This is a genomic window from Paenibacillus albidus (assembly GCF_014644435.1).
Classification (GTDB): Bacteria; Bacillota; Bacilli; order Paenibacillales; family Paenibacillaceae; genus Paenibacillus_AQ; species Paenibacillus_AQ albidus.
This window is the reverse complement of sequence record NZ_BMKR01000045.1, coordinates 38,397-60,007: the sequence shown is the minus strand read 5'-3', so window position 1 is coordinate 60,007 and position 21,611 is coordinate 38,397. Positions and strand designations below refer to the sequence as shown.

Annotated in this window: 20 protein-coding genes and 8 tRNA genes; 24 read left to right on the top strand and 4 right to left on the bottom strand. The window is 52.3% G+C overall.

What is annotated here, in order from left to right:
- Positions 1–99 precede the first annotated feature (99 nt).
- From IEY53_RS30600 to IEY53_RS30525, 16 genes are all read left to right on the top strand, one after another.
- A tRNA-Ser gene (locus IEY53_RS30600) sits at positions 100–191 on the top strand.
- A 27-nt stretch (positions 192–218) separates the two neighbouring features.
- Positions 219–295: transfer RNA gene (locus tag IEY53_RS30595), tRNA-Met, on the top strand.
- 9 nt (positions 296–304) lie between these two features.
- Positions 305–380: transfer RNA gene (locus IEY53_RS30590), tRNA-Val, on the top strand.
- Positions 381–419: 39 nt separating this feature from the next.
- Positions 420–495, top strand: a tRNA-Thr gene (locus IEY53_RS30585).
- Between the two features lie 15 nt (positions 496–510).
- A tRNA-Asp gene (locus tag IEY53_RS30580) sits at positions 511–588 on the top strand.
- A 62-nt stretch (positions 589–650) separates the two neighbouring features.
- Positions 651–723, top strand: a tRNA-Phe gene (locus IEY53_RS30575).
- Between the two features lie 7 nt (positions 724–730).
- Positions 731–816: transfer RNA gene (locus IEY53_RS30570), tRNA-Tyr, on the top strand.
- A gap of 5 nt (positions 817–821) precedes the next feature.
- A tRNA-Lys gene (locus tag IEY53_RS30565) sits at positions 822–894 on the top strand.
- 156 nt (positions 895–1,050) lie between these two features.
- On the top strand, positions 1,051–1,983 hold the full coding sequence (locus IEY53_RS30560) for an NAD(P)/FAD-dependent oxidoreductase (RefSeq protein ID WP_189031587.1): 933 nt from the start codon (positions 1,051–1,053) through the stop codon (positions 1,981–1,983).
- A gap of 118 nt (positions 1,984–2,101) precedes the next feature.
- Positions 2,102–3,190 (top strand): PucR family transcriptional regulator, encoded by a 1,089-nt coding sequence (locus IEY53_RS30555; protein ID WP_189031585.1) that lies wholly within the window; start codon positions 2,102–2,104, stop codon positions 3,188–3,190.
- Positions 3,191–3,299: 109 nt separating this feature from the next.
- The gene (locus IEY53_RS30550) at positions 3,300–4,421 is read left to right on the top strand and encodes an ABC transporter ATP-binding protein (protein WP_189031583.1); all 1,122 of its coding nucleotides are present in this window, start codon (positions 3,300–3,302) and stop codon (positions 4,419–4,421) included.
- A 265-nt stretch (positions 4,422–4,686) separates the two neighbouring features.
- Positions 4,687–5,625, top strand: a complete 939-nt coding sequence (hprK, locus tag IEY53_RS30545) for an HPr(Ser) kinase/phosphatase (RefSeq protein WP_189031581.1) — start codon at positions 4,687–4,689, stop codon at positions 5,623–5,625.
- 12 nt (positions 5,626–5,637) lie between these two features.
- A complete protein-coding gene (gene lgt / locus IEY53_RS30540; RefSeq protein WP_189031580.1) occupies positions 5,638–6,672 on the top strand; it encodes a prolipoprotein diacylglyceryl transferase in 1,035 nt (344 codons plus the stop codon).
- A gap of 6 nt (positions 6,673–6,678) precedes the next feature.
- Positions 6,679–7,341: a pyrophosphatase PpaX gene (gene ppaX, locus IEY53_RS30535; RefSeq protein WP_189031578.1), complete on the top strand. Its 663-nt coding sequence runs from the start codon at positions 6,679–6,681 to the stop codon at positions 7,339–7,341.
- Entirely contained in the window at positions 7,326–7,838 is a 513-nt protein-coding gene (locus tag IEY53_RS30530) for an acyltransferase (RefSeq protein ID WP_189031576.1), read from the top strand. Before ppaX ends, IEY53_RS30530 begins: the two co-directional genes overlap by 16 nt.
- Before the next feature lie 54 nt (positions 7,839–7,892).
- The gene (locus tag IEY53_RS30525) at positions 7,893–9,068 is read left to right on the top strand and encodes an acyltransferase (protein WP_189031574.1); all 1,176 of its coding nucleotides are present in this window, start codon (positions 7,893–7,895) and stop codon (positions 9,066–9,068) included.
- 76 nt (positions 9,069–9,144) lie between these two features.
- On the opposite strand, the gene gntK is transcribed toward IEY53_RS30525, so the two are convergent.
- From gntK to gnd, 4 genes are all read right to left on the bottom strand, one after another.
- The gene (gntK, locus tag IEY53_RS30520; RefSeq protein ID WP_189031596.1) at positions 9,145–10,674 is read right to left on the bottom strand and encodes a gluconokinase; all 1,530 of its coding nucleotides are present in this window, start codon (positions 10,672–10,674) and stop codon (positions 9,145–9,147) included.
- A 101-nt stretch (positions 10,675–10,775) separates the two neighbouring features.
- Complete coding sequence (locus IEY53_RS30515) at positions 10,776–12,137, bottom strand: GntT/GntP/DsdX family permease (RefSeq protein ID WP_189031572.1); 1,362 nt, start codon at positions 12,135–12,137, stop codon at positions 10,776–10,778.
- Between the two features lie 147 nt (positions 12,138–12,284).
- Positions 12,285–12,956 (bottom strand): GntR family transcriptional regulator, encoded by a 672-nt coding sequence (locus tag IEY53_RS30510; protein ID WP_189031570.1) that lies wholly within the window; start codon positions 12,954–12,956, stop codon positions 12,285–12,287.
- A 141-nt stretch (positions 12,957–13,097) separates the two neighbouring features.
- The gene (gene gnd / locus IEY53_RS30505; protein ID WP_189031568.1) at positions 13,098–13,994 is read right to left on the bottom strand and encodes a phosphogluconate dehydrogenase (NAD(+)-dependent, decarboxylating); all 897 of its coding nucleotides are present in this window, start codon (positions 13,992–13,994) and stop codon (positions 13,098–13,100) included.
- A 543-nt stretch (positions 13,995–14,537) separates the two neighbouring features.
- Between gnd and IEY53_RS30500 the strand changes: the two genes are divergently transcribed.
- The 8 genes from IEY53_RS30500 to hisIE all read left to right on the top strand — a co-directional run bounded on the left by IEY53_RS30500 (position 14,538) and on the right by hisIE (position 21,609).
- On the top strand, positions 14,538–15,755 hold the full coding sequence (locus tag IEY53_RS30500; RefSeq protein WP_189031566.1) for an ATP phosphoribosyltransferase regulatory subunit: 1,218 nt from the start codon (positions 14,538–14,540) through the stop codon (positions 15,753–15,755).
- Between the two features lie 46 nt (positions 15,756–15,801).
- On the top strand, positions 15,802–16,458 hold the full coding sequence (gene hisG / locus IEY53_RS30495) for an ATP phosphoribosyltransferase (protein WP_189031564.1): 657 nt from the start codon (positions 15,802–15,804) through the stop codon (positions 16,456–16,458).
- A gap of 25 nt (positions 16,459–16,483) precedes the next feature.
- Positions 16,484–17,794: a histidinol dehydrogenase gene (hisD, locus tag IEY53_RS30490; RefSeq protein WP_189031562.1), complete on the top strand. Its 1,311-nt coding sequence runs from the start codon at positions 16,484–16,486 to the stop codon at positions 17,792–17,794.
- On the top strand, positions 17,781–18,389 hold the full coding sequence (gene hisB / locus IEY53_RS30485) for an imidazoleglycerol-phosphate dehydratase HisB (RefSeq protein ID WP_189031560.1): 609 nt from the start codon (positions 17,781–17,783) through the stop codon (positions 18,387–18,389). The genes hisD and hisB overlap by 14 nt, the downstream gene beginning before the upstream one ends.
- A 1-nt stretch (position 18,390) precedes the next feature.
- The gene (gene hisH / locus IEY53_RS30480; protein ID WP_189031559.1) at positions 18,391–19,005 is read left to right on the top strand and encodes an imidazole glycerol phosphate synthase subunit HisH; all 615 of its coding nucleotides are present in this window, start codon (positions 18,391–18,393) and stop codon (positions 19,003–19,005) included.
- Between the two features lie 68 nt (positions 19,006–19,073).
- Positions 19,074–19,811: a 1-(5-phosphoribosyl)-5-[(5-phosphoribosylamino)methylideneamino]imidazole-4-carboxamide isomerase gene (gene hisA, locus IEY53_RS30475; protein WP_189031558.1), complete on the top strand. Its 738-nt coding sequence runs from the start codon at positions 19,074–19,076 to the stop codon at positions 19,809–19,811.
- A 299-nt stretch (positions 19,812–20,110) separates the two neighbouring features.
- A complete protein-coding gene (gene hisF, locus IEY53_RS30470; RefSeq protein ID WP_189031557.1) occupies positions 20,111–20,869 on the top strand; it encodes an imidazole glycerol phosphate synthase subunit HisF in 759 nt (252 codons plus the stop codon).
- Complete coding sequence (gene hisIE, locus IEY53_RS30465) at positions 20,866–21,609, top strand: bifunctional phosphoribosyl-AMP cyclohydrolase/phosphoribosyl-ATP diphosphatase HisIE (protein WP_189031556.1); 744 nt, start codon at positions 20,866–20,868, stop codon at positions 21,607–21,609. Before hisF ends, hisIE begins: the two co-directional genes overlap by 4 nt.
- The last annotated feature ends 2 nt before the right edge of the window (positions 21,610–21,611 follow it).

Here is a 21,611-nt window from a genome sequence, read left to right as displayed (position 1 = left end):
CGGTCGAGGGCTTATCCAAAATATATAGAACGCAAATTCGATTCGGATTCAGTTTTCAGGAATTAAGTTCCTGTGTGGATTACAATGGAAGATCATTTTGGAGAGATACCCAAGTGGCTATAAGGGGACCCTCTGCTAAGGGGTTAGACTGCGTAAGCGGTGCGAGGGTTCGAATCCCTCTCTCTCCGCCATTCCTTAATCCATAAGCTTTGTAATGTGGCGGCGTAGCTCAGCTGGCTAGAGCGTACGGTTCATACCCGTGAGGTCGGGGGTTCGATCCCCTCTGCCGCTACCATACATACCCGGAGGCTTAGCTCAGCTGGGAGAGCATCTGCCTTACAAGCAGAGGGTCGGGGGTTCGATCCCCTCAGCCTCCACCATCTTTTATGTATGTACAAGCTCATCTTTATTTACACCGTGCCGGTGTAGCTCAACTGGTAGAGCAACTGACTTGTAATCAGTAGGTTGGGGGTTCAAGTCCTCTCGCCGGCACCATTTTTATTAAATCGCGGAACCGTGGTGTAGTTGGCCTAACATGCCTGCCTGTCACGCAGGAGATCGCGGGTTCGAATCCCGTCGGTTCCGCCATTTTTTCCACAAATTAAGTGGGAAGTGTATGACTTTTCCGCTTCATTTCTATGTAATTTTAAGGCTCGGTAGCTCAGTCGGTAGAGCAGAGGACTGAAAATCCTCGTGTCGGCGGTTCGATTCCGTCCCGAGCCACCTTTTTGGGGGATTAGCGAAGTGGCCAAACGCATCAGACTGTAAATCTGCTCACGTTAGTGTTCGGTGGTTCGAATCCATCATCCCCCACCATTTATGAGCCATTAGCTCAGTTGGTAGAGCACCTGACTTTTAATCAGGGTGTCGAAGGTTCGAGTCCTTCATGGCTCATCCCAATCAGAAAGTCATCACCTTAGGGTGGTGGCTTTTTTGTTGTTTTTTATTTTTCAAGATATTTCTGAAAAGTAATTATCCATATCTCGTTTAAAACTTACGGCTTCGTTTAATTATAAGTCTATACTGCTGAGCAGAAATGAGGGATAGCTTGTGATTTACGATACAATTATAGTTGGCGGGGGTTTGGCCGGGCTGCAGGCGGCGATTCAACTGGGCCGTTACTCTGCACATCATGTTCTGGTGATTGATGCGGGGGAAGGCAGGTCAAGCCTATGCCGGAAATATCATAATATTCTGGGATGGCCTGACGGTATTTCGGGTCAGGAGCTGCGCGACCGGGGACGGAGGCAGGCAGAGAGCACGGGAGTCCAATTTGTGACCGACAGGATTGTTTTGGCGGAGAAGCAGGAGGAATTGTTCCGGCTTGAGGGAGAGCAAGGCAAAACTTATCAAGCGAGAACATTGCTTTTGGCTACAGGGATCATGGATCGTTTCCCCGAACTTCCGGGGATCATTAATGCTCTGGGGAATACGATTTATGTATGTCCCGACTGCGATGGGTACGAAATTCAGAACTTGAAAACGGTATTGCTCGGTTCGGGAGACGTGGGTGCAGCTATGGCTTTTATTTTACGGGAACGGACCGACGACTTAACATATATCAATCATGAACAGAAGCCATTATCCCAGGATAACCGGCGGCGGCTGGACTCTGAAGGGATTCATTATATAGAAGCACCAGCAGCTTACATTCAAGAGCAGGAAGGCCGGATCCAAGGGATCGCTCTGAACAAGGGTACCTTCATTCCTGCGGAGCGCGGTTTTATTGCTTTTGGAGGAAATCCCGTGCATTCAGGGCTGGCGGAGCAGCTGGGAGCCAAACTTCATAAGAACAGACACATCGAAGCAGACTCGCGTTCCTTAATGACAAGTGTCGAACATGTGTGGGTGGCCGGGGATGTAGCGGTTCATGCAGAACAAGCTACGGTGGCTATGGGAGATGGGGCTATTGCTGGCATCTGGATTCATAAAGCTTTGAGAAAAATGAAGGAACTCGAGCCGGCAGCTGTTCAAAGGAAATAGAACCCTACAAAAAACGGCTGCAGAAGGTGTCATCAGACTGCTATACAGCAATTCCGCATAATTCGGGGAAATATGATAAAATAGGCGAAAAGAGCAAAAGTGGTGGAGCATGGTGACGATGGATAGTGAGGTATTGCGTCAAAAGTTGGAGCAACTCACCGGAAAAAGAACCGGGATCAAGCAGTTGGGAAGGCAGCTGTCCGCTTCTCTTTTTCGTATAGGCAAGCAGGATGAACCTGTGTTCTATGAAGATAAACTGCTGGTTCCCCTCTACGAAAGCGATGGCCGTGTTACCGTGGTATGGGTGGAGATGGAGGGACTTACTCCTCTGGAAGTGCAGCTGACCGACTATGCAGCCCGCAATTTTGCCATTGCGCTTCAGGCAACGGGAGTCAAGGAGGAAGGCGAAGTCGAAGCCAGGCAGCTTGGAAGCTGGCTGAACTCCCAGTTGGAGCAGGAAAAGGACGATATTGAAATTCCGGACGACATTGCCCTGAAGGGCCGTTTGTTTGGGGATACTATTCCGTTTCTGCTTAGCAGTGAGAATGTGCACAGTCCACAGATTACTTACCGGTCACTGATGAAGCTCCTGCGCAGCTATTTTGAGAAAGAGATCCTGTTGATCCCGCTGCTGGAGAAAGAATGGTTAATATTAGCCCGTAAGGAACTCCTTACAGGCGGGGATGATAAAGAAGATGAGGAAGACAATGAAGATGATCTGCTGGCACAGACTTGTATGGGTCTTCATGAATTGATTGCCAGCGAATGGGTCGGTGTTTTTCATTTAGCAGTGGCACCGGCTATAGTACCGGTCAAAGGACTAACAGGTTCTGTAGCTCTGCTGAGAGAGACGATTGTGCTTGGACGCATTTTTCAGGTGGGGGAGTATATCCATTTGCCTTGGGAGCTGCATTTGGAACGTTTGGTCAACAGTATTCCCGTGGTCCGTCGCAGACAGCTGCTTGGACAGATTGGAGACTATACCTCCCTGCTGGCCGATAAAGAAATGCTGCTGACGCTGGAGACCTTTTTTGAGATGGACTGCAATGTGAGCGAGACGGCAAAGAAGCTTTATATTCACCGCAATACGCTGCTCTACCGCCTGGACAAAATCAAACAGGAGACGGGTGCCGATGTACGAAGCTTCAGCGATGCAGCCATTGTAAAGCTGACCATGCTATTGTATAAAGTGACGAAAAGGAAATAGGTTTTTTGTGAACGTTACAAATAGCCAGCCTGACTCAACTGGAGTAAGATAAATGTATAAGAAATGCAATGAACTTGTAATACAATAAATGACTCGAGGGGGAAATACAATGGCAGGCGTACGTTTAGAGCATATTTTCAAAAAATACCCGGGTTCTGATAAAGCGACAGTAATCGATATCAATCTTGATATTAAAGATAAGGAATTTCTAGTATTGGTTGGCCCATCCGGTTGCGGTAAATCCACAACTTTGCGGATGATCGCAGGTCTGGAAGAGATCTCTGAAGGTAAAATGTACATTGGCGACCGTGTCGTTAATGACGTGGCTCCTAAAGACCGCGATATCGCGATGGTATTCCAATCTTACGCCTTGTATCCGCATATGAGCGTATACCAAAACATGGCATTTGGTCTGAAACTGCGTAAAGTGAAGAAAGAAGAAATCGACAAAAAAGTGCGCGAAGCTGCAAGAATTCTCGACATCGAACACTTGCTTGAGCGCAAACCGAAGGCGCTTTCCGGTGGTCAACGCCAACGTGTTGCCTTGGGCCGTGCGATCGTCCGTGACCCGCAAGTCTTCTTGATGGATGAGCCTCTTTCCAACTTGGACGCTAAACTTCGTGGTCAAATGCGTGCCGAAATCACCAAACTGGTGAAACGCCTTGAAACTACTTGTATCTACGTAACGCATGACCAAACGGAAGCCATGACAATGGGTGACCGTATCGTAGTAATGTACGACGGTATCATTCAACAAGCAGCTTCTCCTGAGCAATTATACAATGAGCCTACTAATCTGTTCGTGGCCGGATTTATCGGTTCCCCGACAATGAACTTTATTACAGGTACTTTGTCCGAAGTAAGCGGTGCTGTTCGTTTCCGTGCAGAGAATCTGGATGTTGAAGTACCAGGCGGCAAAGCACAAATTATCCGTAACAAAGGATACATTGGCAAAGAAGTAATCATGGGCGTTCGTCCGGAAGATATTCACGAAGAGCCAGTATTCCTGGAAGCTTCCCCGAACACTATCTTCACTTCCCTGGTGGATGTAACCGAGAATCTGGGTCATGAAATGCTCCTTTACCTGAGCGGCCTGGGTGGCGGCACAGTTATTGCCCGTGTAGACGGACGTTCGACTACCCGTGAAGGCAGCAAGCCTAAACTGGCTATCGACATGAACAAAATTCACCTCTTTGATAAAGAGTCCGAACTTAATATCTTGCTGGGATAAGACCCTGCTGCAATAGAAGACCGCCTTCGGGCGGTTTTTTCTATGATAGGGATCGTTCTTAAGATTGGCTGCAAGGAGATTGCTCCTGCAGCTTTTTTTCTTTTGGTCTGCCAAGGGCCCTGTGATCCATAATGATTGCATTAAGGGGCGTAATCCTTTAAGATAGCAGGAGAATTAACATCCGGGACCTTTTGCAAAAAATGAGACAAACCGGACGCTTGTGGAGCACAACCTCATCCCCAGGATGACGAAAGGACGAACATATATGGCAAAGAAAGTTAAAGTATCAGAATTGGTGCAGAATTTTCAATTGGAAGTTATCTCTGGACACGAAGGGTTAAAAAGACCGATTACGGTCGATGATCTGAACCGTCCGGGCCTTGAGATGGCCGGTTATTTCGAGTATTACCCGGAAGAACGTGTTCAACTGCTCGGCAAGACTGAGCTGGCCTTTTTCTCGATGCTGCCTGAAGAAGAGCGCAAGACCCGTATTCGGGGAATCTGTAATGACAATACCCCCTGCATCGTGATTACCCGCGGCCTCGAAGTGCCCCAGGAGCTAATTGATATAAGCAATGAGAAGGGGTTGCCGGTACTGCGGAGTGCAATGGCAACAACGATCTTCTCCAGCCGTCTGACCAGCTTTCTGGAAGGCCGTCTTGCCCCAACTGCGACAATCCATGGCGTGCTCTGTGATGTGTATGGGGTGGGAATGCTGATTACCGGCAGCAGCGGAATTGGTAAAAGTGAGACAGCTCTTGAACTAGTTAAACGCGGACACCGTCTGATCGCAGATGATGCAGTCGAGATCCGGCAGACTTCGGATAACCAGCTGCATGGTACGGCACCGGAGCTGATCCGCCACTTGCTGGAGATTCGCGGAGTCGGCATTATTAATGTAATGACGTTGTTCGGTGCGGGAGCCATCCGTAATCATAAGCGTATTACGCTTGTTGTCCGGCTGGAAGCCTGGCAGCAGGACAAGCAATATGACCGTTTAGGACTGGATGAGGAAACTACACGGATTATCGACACCGATATTCCACTGGTTACCATTCCTGTACGCCCTGGACGTAACCTTGCGGTCATTATTGAGGTTGCAGCAATGAACTACCGCTTGAAGCAGATGGGCTTTAACGCTGCCCTGCAGTTTACCAATAAACTTACAGCCACCATCTCTGAAGATATGGATGATCTGGATTAGGAGCGTGAGTATATGTTTTTTTCATTGGCGATAAATCCTGTGGCCTTCTCCATTGGATCATTGCCGGTTCACTGGTACGGATTGATCCTGGGCTTAGGTACGCTGGCCGGACTATTGCTGTGTATTCGTGAAGGCCGGCGGTATGGGATTTCACAGGAGTTTTTTATGGATATGCTGCTGCTGGGCCTGCCCTCGGCAATTATTGGAGCGCGTATCTATTACGTAGCCTTCAAATGGGAAGATTACAAGGATAATCTCTGGGATGTCTTCAAGATCTGGAACGGAGGCATAGCCATCTATGGAGCACTGATCGGAGCGATTATATGCGGAATCATTTATTTCCGCTACAAAGGGTATTCGTTCTGGCGTGTGGTCGATATTTGTGCCCCAGGTTTGCTGGCCGGTCAAATGATTGGACGTTGGGGAAACTTTGTGAACCAGGAAGCGTACGGCGGAGTGGTTGAAGAATCTTTTTTACGGGATAAGCTGCATTTGCCTGACTTCATTGTTAATCAAATGTACATACAGGATGCTTTCCACCACCCCACCTTTCTCTATGAGTCTTTATGGAGTCTGCTCGGCATCGCTCTCTTGATGGTGCTTCGCCGGCAGAAGTTTGTGCGGGCCGGAGAAATTTTCCTGTCTTATTTAATCTGGTATTCGATCGGACGGTTCTTTATTGAAGCTTTGCGTACAGACAGCCTGGCATTCAATGGCAGCAGCGGGCTGGTCTCATTCATTAACGGTTTATGGAGTCCAATGACATGGTTTGGATTTGAACAGGGATATCTCGATCCGGATTATGGCGATATCCGCATTTCCCAGCTGCTTTCTCTGCTGCTTATTGTAGCCGCAATAGCACTTATAATTATCCGCCGCGTGACCGGGCAACCTAAAGCACACTACTCCGATCCTATCGTGAGTACGAAGGCGGCGGCTGCAGACACTGTAGTTCCTGAAAGTGCAGCGAACACACCACAGCACAAGCCGCACAGCAAGGGAGCCGAACCGAATCAACCGGTGGGTGAAGAGAAAAAGGAGCAGTAAACAACTATGATAGAATGCGTTCTTTTTGATCTGGATGGGACGATTGTCGATACCAATGAATTGATTATCAATTCATTCATGCATACGCTGAAGTTGAACGCTCTTGCTCCCCTAACCCGGGAAGAGATCATTCCCCATATGGGGACGACACTCCAGCAGCAGATGAAGGTGTTCTCAGGCCTTGAAGATATCTCTGCCCTGGAGAAAACTTACCGCGCCTATAGTTATGAGCATCATGACAGACTGGTTCGCCCCTTCCCGCATGTCAACGAGACGATGGAGGAGCTGAAACGCCGGGGATTTAAGCTTGGCATTGTAACCACCAAAATCCGGCCGACAACCATTAAAGCACTGGAAATGTTTGACCTGCTGAAATACATGGATACTCTTGTGACGGTCAACGATGTTACGGAGCCGAAGCCCCACCCGGAGCCCGTTCTTACGGCTGTGCGCAATTTGGGTGTGGACCCGCGCAGAACGCTGATGGTAGGTGACAGTGCAGTCGACATCGAGTCGGCCAAGGCAGCAGGTGTATACGTGGCGGGAGTCTCCTGGTCCCTCAAAGGTGAAGAAGTGCTGCGCAGGTATGAACCACATCATATTATCCATGACATGAAGGATATTCTTGAGCTCGTGGAGCAGGGGACAACCGAATGGCCAGAAAAGTAACACGCTATCCTACAGAGGGACATAATTCATTATGGTATATTTATCGTACAGTTAGTCCCTGGAAGGGCGTTAAGAATTTTATTTTTATCCAAATTGCCCGCTATTGTCCTATACTGCCCCTTAAGAACTGGATTTACCGGCAAATACTCGGGATGAAGGTGGGCAAACATACGGCTTTTGGGCTAATGGCTATGGTCGATGTGTTTTTTCCCGAGAAAATAACAGTGGGCGATAACTCCATTATTGGCTATAACACCACTATCCTGGCCCATGAATACTTGATTAAGGAGTACCGTCTGGGTGAGGTGGTCATTGGGGAGAATGTGCTGATCGGTGCCAATACAACCATTCTTCCCGGCGTCACCATTGGGGACGGGGCCGTTGTCGCCGCGGGTTCTGTGGTGCATAAGGATGTGGCTGCGGGTGCTTTTGTAGGAGGCAATCCCTTGCGGGAGCTGAAACGGGGACCGGACGTGGAGCCTGCCGAACAAGGATAACTGCTGCCGGGATAGGGCACCAATGCGATGCATAGCTTTACAGGAGGAAATCTGATGGGACAAAAAGAAAGAATACCTCAATTGGACATCTACCGGGCGATCGCCATTCTGGCGGTGCTCGCTATCCATGCCACTTCGCGCACACTGGCGGAAACGCTGGATACTTCGATGTTCCATCCGTTTTTGTTCATTAATAAATTCAGCCAGTTTGCCGTGCCGTCTTTTGTATTCTTAAGCGGGTTCGTGTTGTTCTACAATTATATAGACCGCCCGTTAAGCGGCAAAACTCTGGGGAAATTCTATGGCCGGAGAATGATCTACATCATTGTGCCGTATATCGTATTCTCGCTGGCCTACTTTGCCTTGAAAATGACTGCCGGTCATACCTGGGGGTTGCCTCCACTGGAGCTGGCAGCGAAGCTGTGGAAGTATTTATGGACGGGAACGGCCTATACACATCTGTATTATGTCATTATCATTATTCAGTTCTATGTGCTGTTTCCGCTGGTGCTGTGGTGCCTTCAGAAAGTCCGCCGGCTGGCGGCATGGGCGCCTATCATTGGACTGCTGATCCAATGGGGTTTTGTGCTGCTCAACAAATACATGGTGAATCACGGATATTGGAAGCTCTCCAAGGGCAGTCTGGCGATCACTTACTTCTCGTACTTTCTGCTTGGGGCTGCTATCGCTGCCTATTATCCGATCCTGAAAAAGTGGCTGATCCTAACGCGGGAGGGCTGGCGCACAGGCAAAGGTCCAGTGTGGATTACGTTATGGCTGTTATGGGCTGCCGCTGGGACCGTGCATGTGGAGCTGTGGTTTAACAACTATACCAAAAAGACGGTCATCAACAGCCTGTGGTACGAAGGTTTCTCCAATCTGCATGCCCTGCTCTCCTGTATCGTGCTGCTGCAAGTCTCCTTCCTTCTGTATGGTGCCGGAAGGAGCCTGCTTACAAGGCTGCTGTTGTCGATTGGAGCTTGTTCATTCGGTATTTATCTGCTGCATCCGGCCCTGCTCTTCCTGTATCGCAAATTGCCATTTCACGGCGGCTCGCTCGCCTATATGGCAGCGATTGCCGGGGGCTGGCTGGTAGCCCTGCTGGGCTCATGGCTTGTAGTCGCCTTAGCTTTCCGTTATGTGAATGCAGCTTGGGTAGTGTTCGGATCTGCACCGCAGAAGCCGAAGCCGGGCGTTCAGCGTTCAGGAGCGCAAGCCAAACAAATGTAGAATAACACCCAAAGCGCCGGTCCCCTTAAGGGGGGCCGGCGCTTTTTTGAATGAGGCGAAGGCAACCTTGCGATGGCTACTCTCCTGCCTGCTCTCTTTGAAATTCGGCGATCGCCTCGTATTGGCTTTCCAGACTGCGGAAGACCGAGATATAGATCGGCAGCAGCTTCTTATATATCGCAGCATGCTCATCCATCGGAGTATGCTTGTGCGTTGAACCGATCATCTCAAATACAATATCCAGCGAAGCGGTTTCTCCCGTAGCATAAAGGCCCAGAACAACGGCTCCAAGGCAGGAGCTCTCGAAGCTTTCGGGTACAATCGTCTCCTGGTCAAAGATATCCGCCATCATCTGCCGCCAGAGGGAAGAGCGGGCAAATCCCCCGGTTGCGAGAATTTGGCTCGGACGTCCGATAATCTCCTCCATCGCCAGCAGGACGGTATACATGTTGAAAATGATGCCCTCCAGTACGGAACGGATCATATGCTCCTTGTGGTGGTTCATCGATAGACCAAAAAAAGAGCCGCGTGCATCCGGATTCCACAGCGGAGCCCGTTCCCCGTTCAGATAAGGATGGAACAGCAGGCCGTTGCTCCCCGGGGGCACCTGCTCGGCAATGCGTGTGAGCACTTCATAAGGGTCGATCCCCAGACGTTTGGCGGTTTCGACTTCGGAGGCTGCGAATTCATCACGGACCCAGCGGAACAGCATTCCGCCATTGTTCACCGGTCCGCCGATCACCCACAGCTTTTCGGTTAAAGCGTAACAGAAGATACGTCCCTTGGGATCTACAAGCGGGCGGTCGACAACGGTACGGATGGCCCCGCTGGTGCCGATGGTTGCAGCCACTACACCCGGCTTTATGGCGCCCACGCCAAGATTGGAGAGAACACCGTCGCTTGCTCCAATCACAAACGGGGTGGAGGGCAGCAGGGCTAGTTCCTCCGCCAGTCCGCCTTGCAGCCCCTTCATGATGTGAGTGGTGGGCACAAGTGTGGAAAGACGGTCCGGGGTGATGCCCGCAAGCTCCAGGGCTTCACGATCCCAGTCAAGCTGCTCCAAGTTCAACAGGCCTGTTGAGGAAGCGATAGAGTGATCAATGACATATTCACCGAACAGCTTGGCAAATATGTATTCTTTCATGGAAATAAATTTATAGGTCCGTGAAAAAAGCTCAGGCTGCTCTTCGCGGAGCCACATCAGTTTGGTAATCGGAGACATAGGATGAATAGGAGTGCCGGTGCGCAAATAGAGTTCATGCCCGCCCAGCTCCGTTTTTAGACGCTTCGCACATTTGGCGCTGCGGTTATCCGCCCATGTGATACAGGCAGTCAGAGGGATTCCGGCGTGGTCAACAGCGATAATACTATGCATGGCCGAGCTAAAAGAGACGAACATGACGTCTTCGGGGGCAATGCCGCTGCTCTTCATCACTTCCGAAATCGTGTGAATGACGGCAAAGCTGATCTGTTCGGGGTCCTGCTCGGCTATGGATGGTGAAGGCTGATGAAGCGGATAGCCTTCATTCGCTTGAGCGGTGATGGTTCCATCCTTCTCGAAGAGAACCGCTTTGGTGCTTGTCGTTCCGATGTCAACGCCAATCATATACTGTTTGCTCAATCTTCAGCCCTTCTTTCTGCTTCGGAGAATGGGAAGCGGGGCGGCCAGAATACTCTGCCGTCCCGTTGCCGTAACTGATTCCATTGTTACACAAAGACACTTAATATCATAATAAAAATCAAGCCTACTACGGACAGGAGGGTCTCCATTACCGTCCAGGTCTTCAGTGTCTGCACAACAGACATGCCGAAAAATTCCTTGATCATCCAGAACCCTGCATCATTCACATGGGAGAGCACCAATGAGCCTGCACCGGTAGCAAGTACGACCAGTTCAATATTGACGCCGGTGCTTACGGCGAGTACCGGTGCAACAATACCGGCTGCCGTTGTCATCGCTACTGTTGCGGAACCGGTGGCTACACGAATAAGTGCGGCTACCAGCCAGGCGAACAAGATAATGTTCACATGGGATTGAGTAGCCACAGCGGCAATGGCTCCGCCGACTCCACTGTCAATCAGCACCTGCTTGAAAGCGCCGCCGCCGCCGATAATCAGGATAATGGTCGCTGTAGGCGCAAGGCATTCGTTGGTAAAGCGGGAGATGTCTTCTTTCTTGAAGCCGCGTGCAAAACCCAGCGAAAAGAAGGAGAACACAGCGGCAATTAGCAATGCAATGACCTCATGTCCTATAAATTTGGCAAAAGGAGTAAAGGAATTCACAGCCTCCGGATCCAGAATGTCAGCTACCGAACCGATCAGCATCAGGATAACAGGAAACAAGATGGTCAACAGTGTAATGCCAAAGCCGGGCAAATCACGTACGCTTTTGGCCGCAAATTGTTCAGCCAGTTCTGCGGGAGGTGTGACCTGGATACGCTTTCCTATAAATTTCCCGAACAGCGGTCCGGCGATAATAGCTGTAGGCAGCCCTACAAGGATGGAGTATAAAATCGTTTTACCCAAATTTGCATCATAGGCACCAATGGCGATCATAGGTGCCGGATGCGGAGGAACGAGTCCATGCACCGTCGACAGGCCAGCCAGAATCGGGATTCCGATCTGCAGCAGAGGCATTTTGGTCTTGCGGGCTACCATGAACACTACCGGAATAAGCAGAATTACGCCTACCTCAAAAAACACAGGGATACCCACGACAAAACCGACAAGCATCATAGCCCAGTGAACGCGTTTCTCTCCGAAACGATCTACAAGCGTATTGGCGATACGTTCTGCCCCGCCGGACTCCGCCATCATTTTCCCCAGCATGGTGCCAAGGCCTATAACTATAGCAATCGTCCCCAAGGTGCCGCCCAGACCACCCGTAATGGATTTAATCAGTGTCTGATACTCCATTCCGGCCAAAAGGCCCAAAGCCAGCGCAGAAACGAGCAGCGTGACAAACGGATTCCATTTATATTTGGCGATAAGCATAACCAGCACAACAATCACCAGCAGCGTCCAAATCAACAGCGTTGAATCATGACTAAGTCCAAATAAGCTTTCCATAATGGTTATTCCCTCCTAAGGGTGACTTAAACAAATGCTGATTAGGTTACGATACCCGAACCGAAAGTGTTTTAATAAAATATAATCGGTATACTTGTCGACAACATAGAGGAAAAAAATCCGCACCGTCTACCGGTCGAAGTCTGCTTAGGGCAGACTTCGGATCAGCGTTTGCCCCGAGTCGGCAAAATACTCCTGTACCACTTTGTCAATGGTCTCGATATTCCCGGTACGAAGAGCCTCAACTACAGAGCAATGCTTCTCAGCCACCCAGTTCATGCGTTCCTCCCCGTTGTCGAAGCCCTTTTCAGTTGTGATCAGAATGACAGTCATGACGATTTGGCGAATACTGTTCCATAAATGCAAAATCCGGGTATGACTCGCCTCAGTAACTATAGCCTCGTGAAAAGAAAAGTCCTGATAGGCAAATTCAACAAAGTCATTGTATTTGACGGAAAGCTTCATTTTGTCGATGATCTGCTCCAATTGCTTGATAAGCGATTCATTGTTCCTTCCGGCCAGTCTCTTCTGGGCGAAACTTTCGATAAGATAACGTACATCGTATAATTCCTTGACATCCTTCAGATTAAGGCCGACGACAACGGCTCCCATTCTTTCGAGACGGATCAAGCCTTCACTGGATAACGATTTAAGCGCTTCCCTAACCGGCGAACGGCTGGTGCCGAAGTCCGCAGCAATCCGATTCTCGGAGAGGACCTCTCCTTGTTTAATCTTCTCATTTATTATTTGCAGCCTCAGTTCACAGGCGATTGATTCTCCGAGAGAGACTCCTTGCAGCCAGGCAGAAGGGTATTGCATTCTAAACGACTCCTCTAGGTATGATGAAATTGCAGGCTAAGGTACAAGGGTACTTTAACGATTTTAGCATACAATGTCTTCAGGGTCATCGCTTTAAAATGTACCGCTGCCCCGTCCGCAAAAGGAGAGGGTGTCCCGATTTCAGTCTTCTTTGACTACGGCATGCCCGCCGAATTCATTGCGGAGTGCGGCTACAACTTTACCGTGAAAGGTATCCTCCTCCAAGGAGCGGTAACGCATCAGCAGTGACAAGGCAATCACCGGGGTACTGGCCTGCAGGTCCAGGGCGGTCTGCACGGTCCATTTGCCTTCTCCCGAGCTTTGCATCACGCCGCGGATTCCGGCAAGCTTGGGATCTTTGGAAAAAGCACTTTGCGTAAGCTCCATCAGCCATCCGCGGATCACCGAGCCGTTTGACCATAGGCGGGCAACGTCTTCGTAGTTGAAGTCAAAGCTGCTTTTCTCCAGCAGCTCAAAGCCTTCGGCAATCGACTGCATCATGCCGTATTCGATGCCGTTATGAATCATCTTGAGGAAATGCCCGCTGCCGCTTTCCCCGGCATACAAGTAGCCCTGATCGACAGCAAGATCTCTGAAGAGAGGCTCTACGCTGGTGAATACCTCACGATTGCCTCCAATCATAAGGCATGCTCCGTGCTCGGCTCCTTCGGTGCCGCCGGAGGTGCCTGTATCCAAAAAGTGAATCCCAAGCTTCTGCAGCTTCTCTGCACGTGCAATGGACTGCTGGTAATGCGAGTTGCCGCCTTCGATAATAATGTCTTCCGCTTCGAGCAGCCCGGCGAGCGTTTCGGTTACGCTTTCAACAACGCCGGCGGGAACCATGAGCCAAATGATCCGGGGGCGCTCCAGCTTGTTGACCAGATCTTCTATGGATGAAGCGGATAGTGCTCCATGCCGGGCCAGCTCCGCACCCTTCTCCGGATGGATATCACTGACTACTACTTCATGCCCGAGACGCAGCAGGTTTAACGCAAGGTTGAATCCCATCTTTCCGAGGCCAATCATGCCCAACTTCATCGTCCGTTCACTCCTTACAAAGTTTTGAATGTGTTTCGATGTATACTTGTATACAACTTATTGAGTATCTTACTTCGCGAACGGCAGTTTTGTAAAGAGGAAAATTGTAAGCGGTTCATTAATGCAGGGGAAGAGCTATACGCGTAAAGGGAAGAACGGTATATTTAATAATATATAGATTGAACCTGAACAATTAAGAATAAGGGAAAAGTGACAGAGGGGGATTTTGGAACTGTAGGAGCGGTAGCGACCGCCTTTGTCTGGAGATTTCAACCGCGAAGGGTGGTATAAATAAAGAAATCTGCAGACGGGCAGCGGCCGGAAGTCCAAACATTCGCCGTAGTCACGATCTAAACCCTATAGAAAAATTATTAGTTCAGTTTATATAGGAATTATAAATGCTATGCTATAAGCAAGGGTTGATTGACGTAAAAGTGTTGTCCGTGATACGATGTTGAAAATACTTTAATTTGCTACCACTTTACCATGGTAAAGTGGAGGGCGGAGAACTCTTAATGATATCGGATGAGGTGACCTGTGAAGATGTCCAAACCGAAGGGATTCGAGAAGCCGGCTGGCGTAAGGGATTATCTCCCGCGTGCGGTAACGAAGCTGCGCAAGATTGAGAATGATGTGCTGCATTGCATGAGCCGCTGGGGATACCGGCAGATGATTACCCCCACACTGGAATATTATGATACGGTCGGCGTAGCCAGCTCCACGTCCGATCAGAAGCTCTATAAATTATTGAACAACCGGGGCCAGGCCCTGGTTCTGCGCTCTGAGATGACAGCGCCTGTGGCCCGTGTAGTGTCTTCTTTATTAAAAGATGAGCCGCTGCCGCTGCGTTTGTCCTATCACGCCAATGTCTTCCGGGCTATTGAAGAAGAAGCCGGCCGGGAAGCGGAATTCTTCCAGACCGGCGTGGAACTGGTCGGCGATGATTCAGCGGAAGCGGACGCCGAAGTGGTAGCGCTGGCGATTGCTTCGCTGCAGGCGGCAGGAGTGAAGTCCTTCAAAATCGCCATGGGCCATGTCGGTTTCCTGAACGGCTTGTTCCAGGAAGCAGTACCGGGCTTGCCGGAGGCTCAGGAGGAGCTGAAAGGCCATTTGCTGGGACGCGATTATGTGGCTTTCCGCGAGACGCTGCGGCAGCTTGCATTGCCGGAAGCCCAAAAGCAGGAGCTGGACGGGCTGCTGCGGCTGCGGGGCGGCAAGGAAATCTGCGGCCAGGCGCTTGAGCTCAGCAGCCACCCGCTGGCCCGCACCTCGATCGACCATCTGTGCAAGGTGTGGGAAGTGCTGGTCTCTTACGGGGTTTCGCAGCATGTGCTGATTGATCTGACCATGATCGGGGACTTTTCTTACTATACAGGCATGACCTTTGAAGGGTATGCGGAGGAGCTGGGCTTCCCGGTATGCAGCGGCGGACGGTACGACAATCTGCTGCAGCAATTCGGGCGGGCGGTTCCTTCCACAGGGTTCTCGCTTAAGACCAACCGGATTCTGGATGGCGTAGCAGGCACGCCGGAGAGCGAAGAGCTGCCAATCCTGGTCCAGTATGATGCGCTCCGCCGGGGAGAAGGTCTCCAGGAAGCTTCCCGTCTTCGGGCGGAAGGCCATGCCGTCGTAACCCGGCTGGCTACGGGACCGGAAGAATTGCAGACCGTCAAGCGGCTGGACCCGGAGACGGTTGAATCGGCCGGGGCACAGTATAGGAAGATTTACACGTTCGTCTCTTTTGTAAGCGAGCATAGCTAAGGCTGGATGAATTATAGACACGCACCGGAAATGGAGGCAATATTCAATGGGACAGATCTTAAAGGTGGCCATGCCCAAAGGCCGGATTTACAATAAAGCAGCAGAGCTGTTCCGTCAGGCCGGACTGCCGATTCCACCGGACGGAGAAGCCTCACGCAAGCTGGTCATCCCGATTCCGGAAGCGGGAATGGAATTTATCCTCGCCAAGCCGGTAGATGTACCTACCTATGTAGAATACGGCGTGGCGGACATTGGCATTGTGGGCAAGGATGTGCTGCTGGAGGAAGACCGTGATGTGTATGAGCTGCTCGATCTGGGCATTGCACGCTGCCGCATGTCAATCATCGGACTGCCGGGCTGGGAGCCGGGGATTCAGCAGCGTGTAGCGACCAAGTATCCGAACGTGGCTTCCCGGTATTTCCGGGAGCAGGGACAACAGGTTGAAGTGGTGAAGCTGAACGGCTCCATTGAGCTCGCGCCGCTGATTGGTCTGGCCGACCGTATCGTGGATATGGTGGAGACCGGTCAGACGCTGCGGGACAACGGGCTGATTGAAATGACAAGCATCTTCGAGATTACGAGCCGGCTTGTGGCTAACCGGGTAAGCTACCGGATGAAGAATGAGCAGATCCAGCAGCTGTGCGACCGTCTGCAGGCGGTTATTGCAGCACCGGGCCTGCAGGTAGGCGGAAATCAACGTTAAGGCTGTCTTAAGGGAGGAACCAGCGGTGAAGGTCCAATCAAGCAAGGAGTTTGATCTGAAACGGGAAGTGGAGTACGGGACGCCCGAACAGAACCGGGCGGTCAAGGAAATTGTGGCCGCTGTCCAACAAGAAGGTGACGCGGGGCTTCTCCGCTACACCGAGCAGTTTGACGGGGTGTCGCTGCTGCCGGAGCAGCTGCGGGTGACCCCGGAGGAGCTCCAGGCGGCTTACAGCCGGGTGGAGGATTCTTTTGTTGCGGCGATCCGTGCGGCCGCCGCGAACATCCGGGCGTTTCATGCCCGGCAGAAACGCAATTCCTGGATGGATCTGCAGCCGGACGGCACGATCCTCGGCCAGATCATCCGCCCGCTGAAACGCGTGGGCGTATATGTTCCCGGCGGGAAGGCGGCGTATCCGTCTTCCGTGCTGATGAACGTGATTCCGGCACAGATTGCAGGCGTGCCGGAGATTGTGATGGTGACGCCGCCATCCACAGGCGGCAAGGCGGGCATTGACCCGTACATCCTGGTCGCCGCCGCGGAAGCGGGCGTTACCGAGATGTACCGCGTAGGCGGCGCTCAGGCGGTCGCCGCGCTGGCCTACGGCACGGCGAGCATCGCGCCGGTGGACAAGATCTGCGGGCCAGGCAACATCTACGTTGCGCTGGCCAAACGTGAGGTCTACGGCGCTGTTGATATTGACAGCATCGCCGGACCGAGTGAGATCGTGGTGCTGGCGGACGACAGCGCCGAGCCGGCTTACGTCGCGGCCGACCTGCTCTCGCAGGCGGAGCACGACGAGATGGCCTCGGCCATCCTGGTGACACCGTCGCAGAGCCTGGCGGACACGGTGGCAGCCGAGGTGGAACGGCAGCTGCAGGAGCTGCCGCGCGAGGCGATTGCCCGCGCGTCCATAGAGAATTACGGCGCGATCATCGTCGTGGAGTCCATCGAGGAAGGGATTTCCGTAGTGAACCGGCTGGCACCGGAGCATCTGGAGATTATCGCAGCGGACCCGATGAGCCTGACGGGCAGCATCGAGAATGCCGGGGCGATCTTCCTGGGGCCGTACAGCTCGGAGCCGGTAGGGGATTATTTTGCCGGACCGAACCATATCATTCCTACGAACGGCACGGCACGTTTCTCTTCGCCGGTGGACGTGGATGATTTTATTAAGAAATCAAGCTTAATTTACTATAGCAAGGAAGCGCTGCTGCGTGACGGGCAGACGATTATTGAACTCGCCAGACGTGAGGGGCTGGAAGGCCATGCCCGCGCGATTGAGATCAGGCTGGAGAACGAAGCGAAGGGTGGAGACGGGAATGGACAACAATAAGGAACAGGCCGCAAGACAGGCCGGGCTTAGCCGCAAAACGAACGAGACGGACATCAAGCTGTCTCTGGCTGTAGATGGCAGCGGAGAGGCGGAGCTTACGACAGATGTTCCTTTTCTTAACCATATGCTGGATTTGTTCGCGAAGCACGGGCAGTTCGATCTGTCCGTAGAAGCGCGTGGTGATATCGAGATCGACGACCACCACACGGTGGAGGATATCGGAATCTGCCTTGGACAGGCGCTGCGTGAAGCACTCGGCGACAAAAAAGGCATCAAGCGTTACGCGAGTGTCTTCGTCCCGATGGATGAAGCGCTGGCCCAAGTGGTGATTGATATCAGCAACCGTCCCCACTTTGAGTACCGGGCAGAGTATCCGTCACAGCAGGTAGGCAGCTTCTCCACGGAGCTGGTGCATGAATTCCTCTGGAAATTTGCGCTGGAGGCGCGGATTACGCTGCACGTGATTGTCCACTACGGTACCAACACGCACCACATGATTGAAGCGGTGTTCAAGGCGCTGGGCCGTGCGCTGGATGAAGCTACGCTGGTTGATCCAAGAGTGAAGGGTGTGCCTTCTACGAAGGGAGTGCTGTAAGATGGCCGTTGCGATCGTCGATTATGGCATGGGCAACCTGCACAGTGTCAGCAAGGCGGTGGAGCGTCTCGGAGCGGAGAGTCTGGTGACGGGTGACCCGGAGCGCATTTTGGCTGCGGACAGTGTCATTCTGCCGGGTGTTGGTGCGTTTGGCGATGCAATGGCGCATTTACGGGAGAGCGGTCTTGCGAGTGTGGTCAAGCAGGCCGCCGCCGGAGATCAGCCGCTGCTCGGGATCTGCCTCGGCATGCAGCTGCTGTTCAGCCGCGGCGAGGAGCACGGCATCCACGAAGGACTGGACATTCTGCCGGGCTCGGTGGTGCGGTTCGCGCCAAGAGACGCTTACAAGGTGCCGCATATGGGCTGGAACAAGCTGGAGTTCCGTCAGCCGCAGAGTCCGTTGCTGCAAGGCTTGGAAGAGGGTCATGTGTATTTTGTCCACTCTTATCATGCCGAAGTGGAACAGGAGAGTGACCTGCTTGCGGTGACCGATTACGGGCATCCGGTGACGGCGGTTGTTGGGCGCGGCAAGGTGTTCGGGATGCAGTTCCACCCGGAAAAAAGCGGGGAGCTGGGCATGAAGCTGCTCGGCAATTTTTTGAAGCTGACAAGATAATCTGGCGGGCCTCGGGTTAGCTTGAGGCTGCGCTGTACACATATTGTAACGAGAGCGGGGGAGCGTCAATGTCTTCTTTTATTGTATATCCGGCGATTGATATCCGGGATGGTAAGTGTGTGAGACTGAAGCAAGGTGATTATAATCAGGAAACAGTCTACAACGACAGCCCGCTGAGCGTAGCTAAGTCCTGGGAGGAGCAGGGGGGCAAGTTCATTCACCTTGTCGATCTGGATGGAGCAAAGGCTGGACATCCGGTCAATGATGCTATTATTGGGGCAATTGCAGCCAAAGCGAATGTGCCTGTACAGGTTGGCGGCGGTCTGCGTAGTCTTGCCGATGTCGAGAAGCTGCTGGGGCTGGGCGTCAGCCGTGTCATTATTGGCACAGCGGCAATCAATGACCACGCGTTTACGGAAGCGGTACTCGCGAAATACGGCGACAAGGTCGCTATCGGTATTGATGCCCGCAACGGGTATGTAGCCACTCATGGCTGGCTGGAAACCTCCGAGGTGCGCGCCGAGGATCTGGCGAAGGAGCTGGCTGGAAAAGGCGCGGAAACCTTCATCTACACTGACATCTCCCGGGACGGGATGATGCAGGGCCCGAATGTGGAGGGCATCCTGTCCATGGCCGCTACCAGCGGCAAGACGGTCATTGCCTCCGGCGGTGTAACCAGCCTGGATGACCTGCTGCGCCTTAACGTGCATAGCGGCAGCGGTGTGGGCGGCGCCATCGTCGGCAAAGCCCTGTACACCGGAAATATCGACCTGGCTGAAGCATTGCAGGCATTGGCACAGAAGTAGCTTTCGCGTATCGCTCCCTATTCACCGGGCCGTTTGCTGACCAGAAGTAACCAGTTGGTGGCTTTGTGCAGAAACAAAGCAATGAACCGGCTTGCGGAATGCAGCCGGTTTTGCTGGATTCCCGCTATTTGCAGGCAGGAGATCTGTCAAAAGAGATGAGCAGCTGAGTGTGGGCTTTGAATTGTAAAAATAGTTGTAGAAGTACCGCTAAAGTTGTATGTGAGGCCGGGGCCTATTGTGTACCCTTGGCTAAGGGGGATTTAGGGGGAGCGAACCGTTAGTAATAAGGAGGTTACCACATGTTGGCGAAACGTATCATACCCTGCCTGGACGTTAAGGACGGACGGGTGGTCAAAGGTGTTAATTTTGTGAATCTGCGTGATGCCGGAGATCCGGTGGAGCTGGCGGCGCTGTATGACCGCGAGGGGGCCGATGAGCTTGTGTTCCTGGACATTTCTGCATCTGTGGAAGGCCGGGCTACGATGGTTGAGGTCGTACGGCAGACCGCCGGGGAGATTGCCATTCCATTTACGGTTGGCGGCGGGATATCCGCTCCGGATGATATGAAGCGCATCCTGCGTGCCGGTGCGGACAAGATAGGCATTAACACGGCTGCTGTCACGAATCCGCAGCTTATTCTCGAAGGCGCGCGGCGGTTCGGGTCACAGTGTATTGTAGTGGCGATAGATGCCAAATATAATGAGGCTTGGGGCGAGTGGGAAGTATATACGCATGGCGGGCGCAAGCCTACCGGAATCCGTGCGCTGAATTGGGCCAAGGAAGCCGAGAAGCTGGGAGCCGGCGAGATTCTGCTGACTAGCATGGATGCCGACGGGACGAAGGATGGCTTCGACCTGAAGCTGACCGCGGCAGTTTGCGATTTGCTCAGTATCCCGGTGATCGCCTCGGGCGGGGCAGGGAATAACGGGCACTTTTATGATGTGTTTACAGAGGGTAAGGCTGATGCCGGTCTGGCCGCTACCATTTTTCACTATAAAGAGATTGCCATTCATGATCTGAAGGCCGATTTGAAGCAAAAAGGGGTGGAGATCCGATGAGTCAAACACAAGAGAATACAGCCCTGGACCCTAACGGGATTCTAGGGGGCATCCGCTGGAATGAGGCCGGGCTGCTGCCTGCCATCGTACAGGATGAGAACAGTCTGGAAGTATTAATGTTCGCTTATATGAATCCGGAATCACTGCGGCTTTCGCTGGAAAGTGGACAGACCTGGTTCTGGAGCCGCTCGCGCGGAGAATTATGGCACAAAGGTGGAACATCGGGCAATACGCAGGCCATCACCTCCATCCACTATGATTGTGACAGCGATACGCTGCTGGTAAAGGTTGTTCCCGAAGGTCCGGCATGCCATACAGGGGAGACCTCTTGTTTCTACCGTGAAATTCCGCTGGAGGGAGCTGCGGCTGCAAGTGCCAAGAAGGCCAAGGAAGCCGCTGCTGCTTCAGGAGCGCAAGCTGTTGATGTTCAGAAAGACAGCGAACGTTTCGCTGTACTGGGGGAACTGGTACGTGTAATTGCAGAGCGTGAGGTGGAACGTCCGGAGGGGGCCTATACTACCTATCTGTTCGATAAGGGCGTCGATAAGATTCTGAAGAAGGTGGGCGAGGAAGCCTCCGAAACCATCATTGCCGCCAAAAACAAAGACAATGCCGAGCTGCGCCTGGAGATCAGTGATCTGATCTATCACTTGCTGGTGCTGCTTCAGGAGCGCAAGCTGCCGCTGGACGAAATCATGGAAGAGCTGAGCGCACGGCACGAGCGGCCGCGCCGCGATTAAGA

Bases quoted from the DNA above. Each gene is read 5' to 3' on its own strand.
- hprK (WP_189031581.1), top strand. From the start codon at position 4,687: ATGGCAAAGAAAGTTAAAGTATCAGAATTGGTGCAGAATTTTCAATTG.
- gnd (WP_189031568.1), bottom strand. From the start codon at position 13,994: ATGAAGTTGGGCATGATTGGCCTCGGAAAGATGGGATTCAACCTTGCG.
- hisA (WP_189031558.1), top strand. From the start codon at position 19,074: ATGTCTTCTTTTATTGTATATCCGGCGATTGATATCCGGGATGGTAAG.
- IEY53_RS30555 (WP_189031585.1), top strand. From the start codon at position 2,102: ATGGATAGTGAGGTATTGCGTCAAAAGTTGGAGCAACTCACCGGAAAA.
- hisG (WP_189031564.1), top strand. From the start codon at position 15,802: ATGGGACAGATCTTAAAGGTGGCCATGCCCAAAGGCCGGATTTACAAT.
- ppaX (WP_189031578.1), top strand. From the start codon at position 6,679: ATGATAGAATGCGTTCTTTTTGATCTGGATGGGACGATTGTCGATACC.
- IEY53_RS30550 (WP_189031583.1), top strand. From the start codon at position 3,300: ATGGCAGGCGTACGTTTAGAGCATATTTTCAAAAAATACCCGGGTTCT.
- hisIE (WP_189031556.1), top strand. From the start codon at position 20,866: ATGAGTCAAACACAAGAGAATACAGCCCTGGACCCTAACGGGATTCTA.
- IEY53_RS30500 (WP_189031566.1), top strand. From the start codon at position 14,538: ATGTCCAAACCGAAGGGATTCGAGAAGCCGGCTGGCGTAAGGGATTAT.
- gntK (WP_189031596.1), bottom strand. From the start codon at position 10,674: ATGATTGGCGTTGACATCGGAACGACAAGCACCAAAGCGGTTCTCTTC.
- IEY53_RS30515 (WP_189031572.1), bottom strand. From the start codon at position 12,137: ATGGAAAGCTTATTTGGACTTAGTCATGATTCAACGCTGTTGATTTGG.
- lgt (WP_189031580.1), top strand. From the start codon at position 5,638: ATGTTTTTTTCATTGGCGATAAATCCTGTGGCCTTCTCCATTGGATCA.
- IEY53_RS30525 (WP_189031574.1), top strand. From the start codon at position 7,893: ATGGGACAAAAAGAAAGAATACCTCAATTGGACATCTACCGGGCGATC.
- IEY53_RS30530 (WP_189031576.1), top strand. From the start codon at position 7,326: ATGGCCAGAAAAGTAACACGCTATCCTACAGAGGGACATAATTCATTA.
- IEY53_RS30510 (WP_189031570.1), bottom strand. From the start codon at position 12,956: ATGCAATACCCTTCTGCCTGGCTGCAAGGAGTCTCTCTCGGAGAATCA.
- hisH (WP_189031559.1), top strand. From the start codon at position 18,391: ATGGCCGTTGCGATCGTCGATTATGGCATGGGCAACCTGCACAGTGTC.
- hisB (WP_189031560.1), top strand. From the start codon at position 17,781: ATGGACAACAATAAGGAACAGGCCGCAAGACAGGCCGGGCTTAGCCGC.
- hisF (WP_189031557.1), top strand. From the start codon at position 20,111: ATGTTGGCGAAACGTATCATACCCTGCCTGGACGTTAAGGACGGACGG.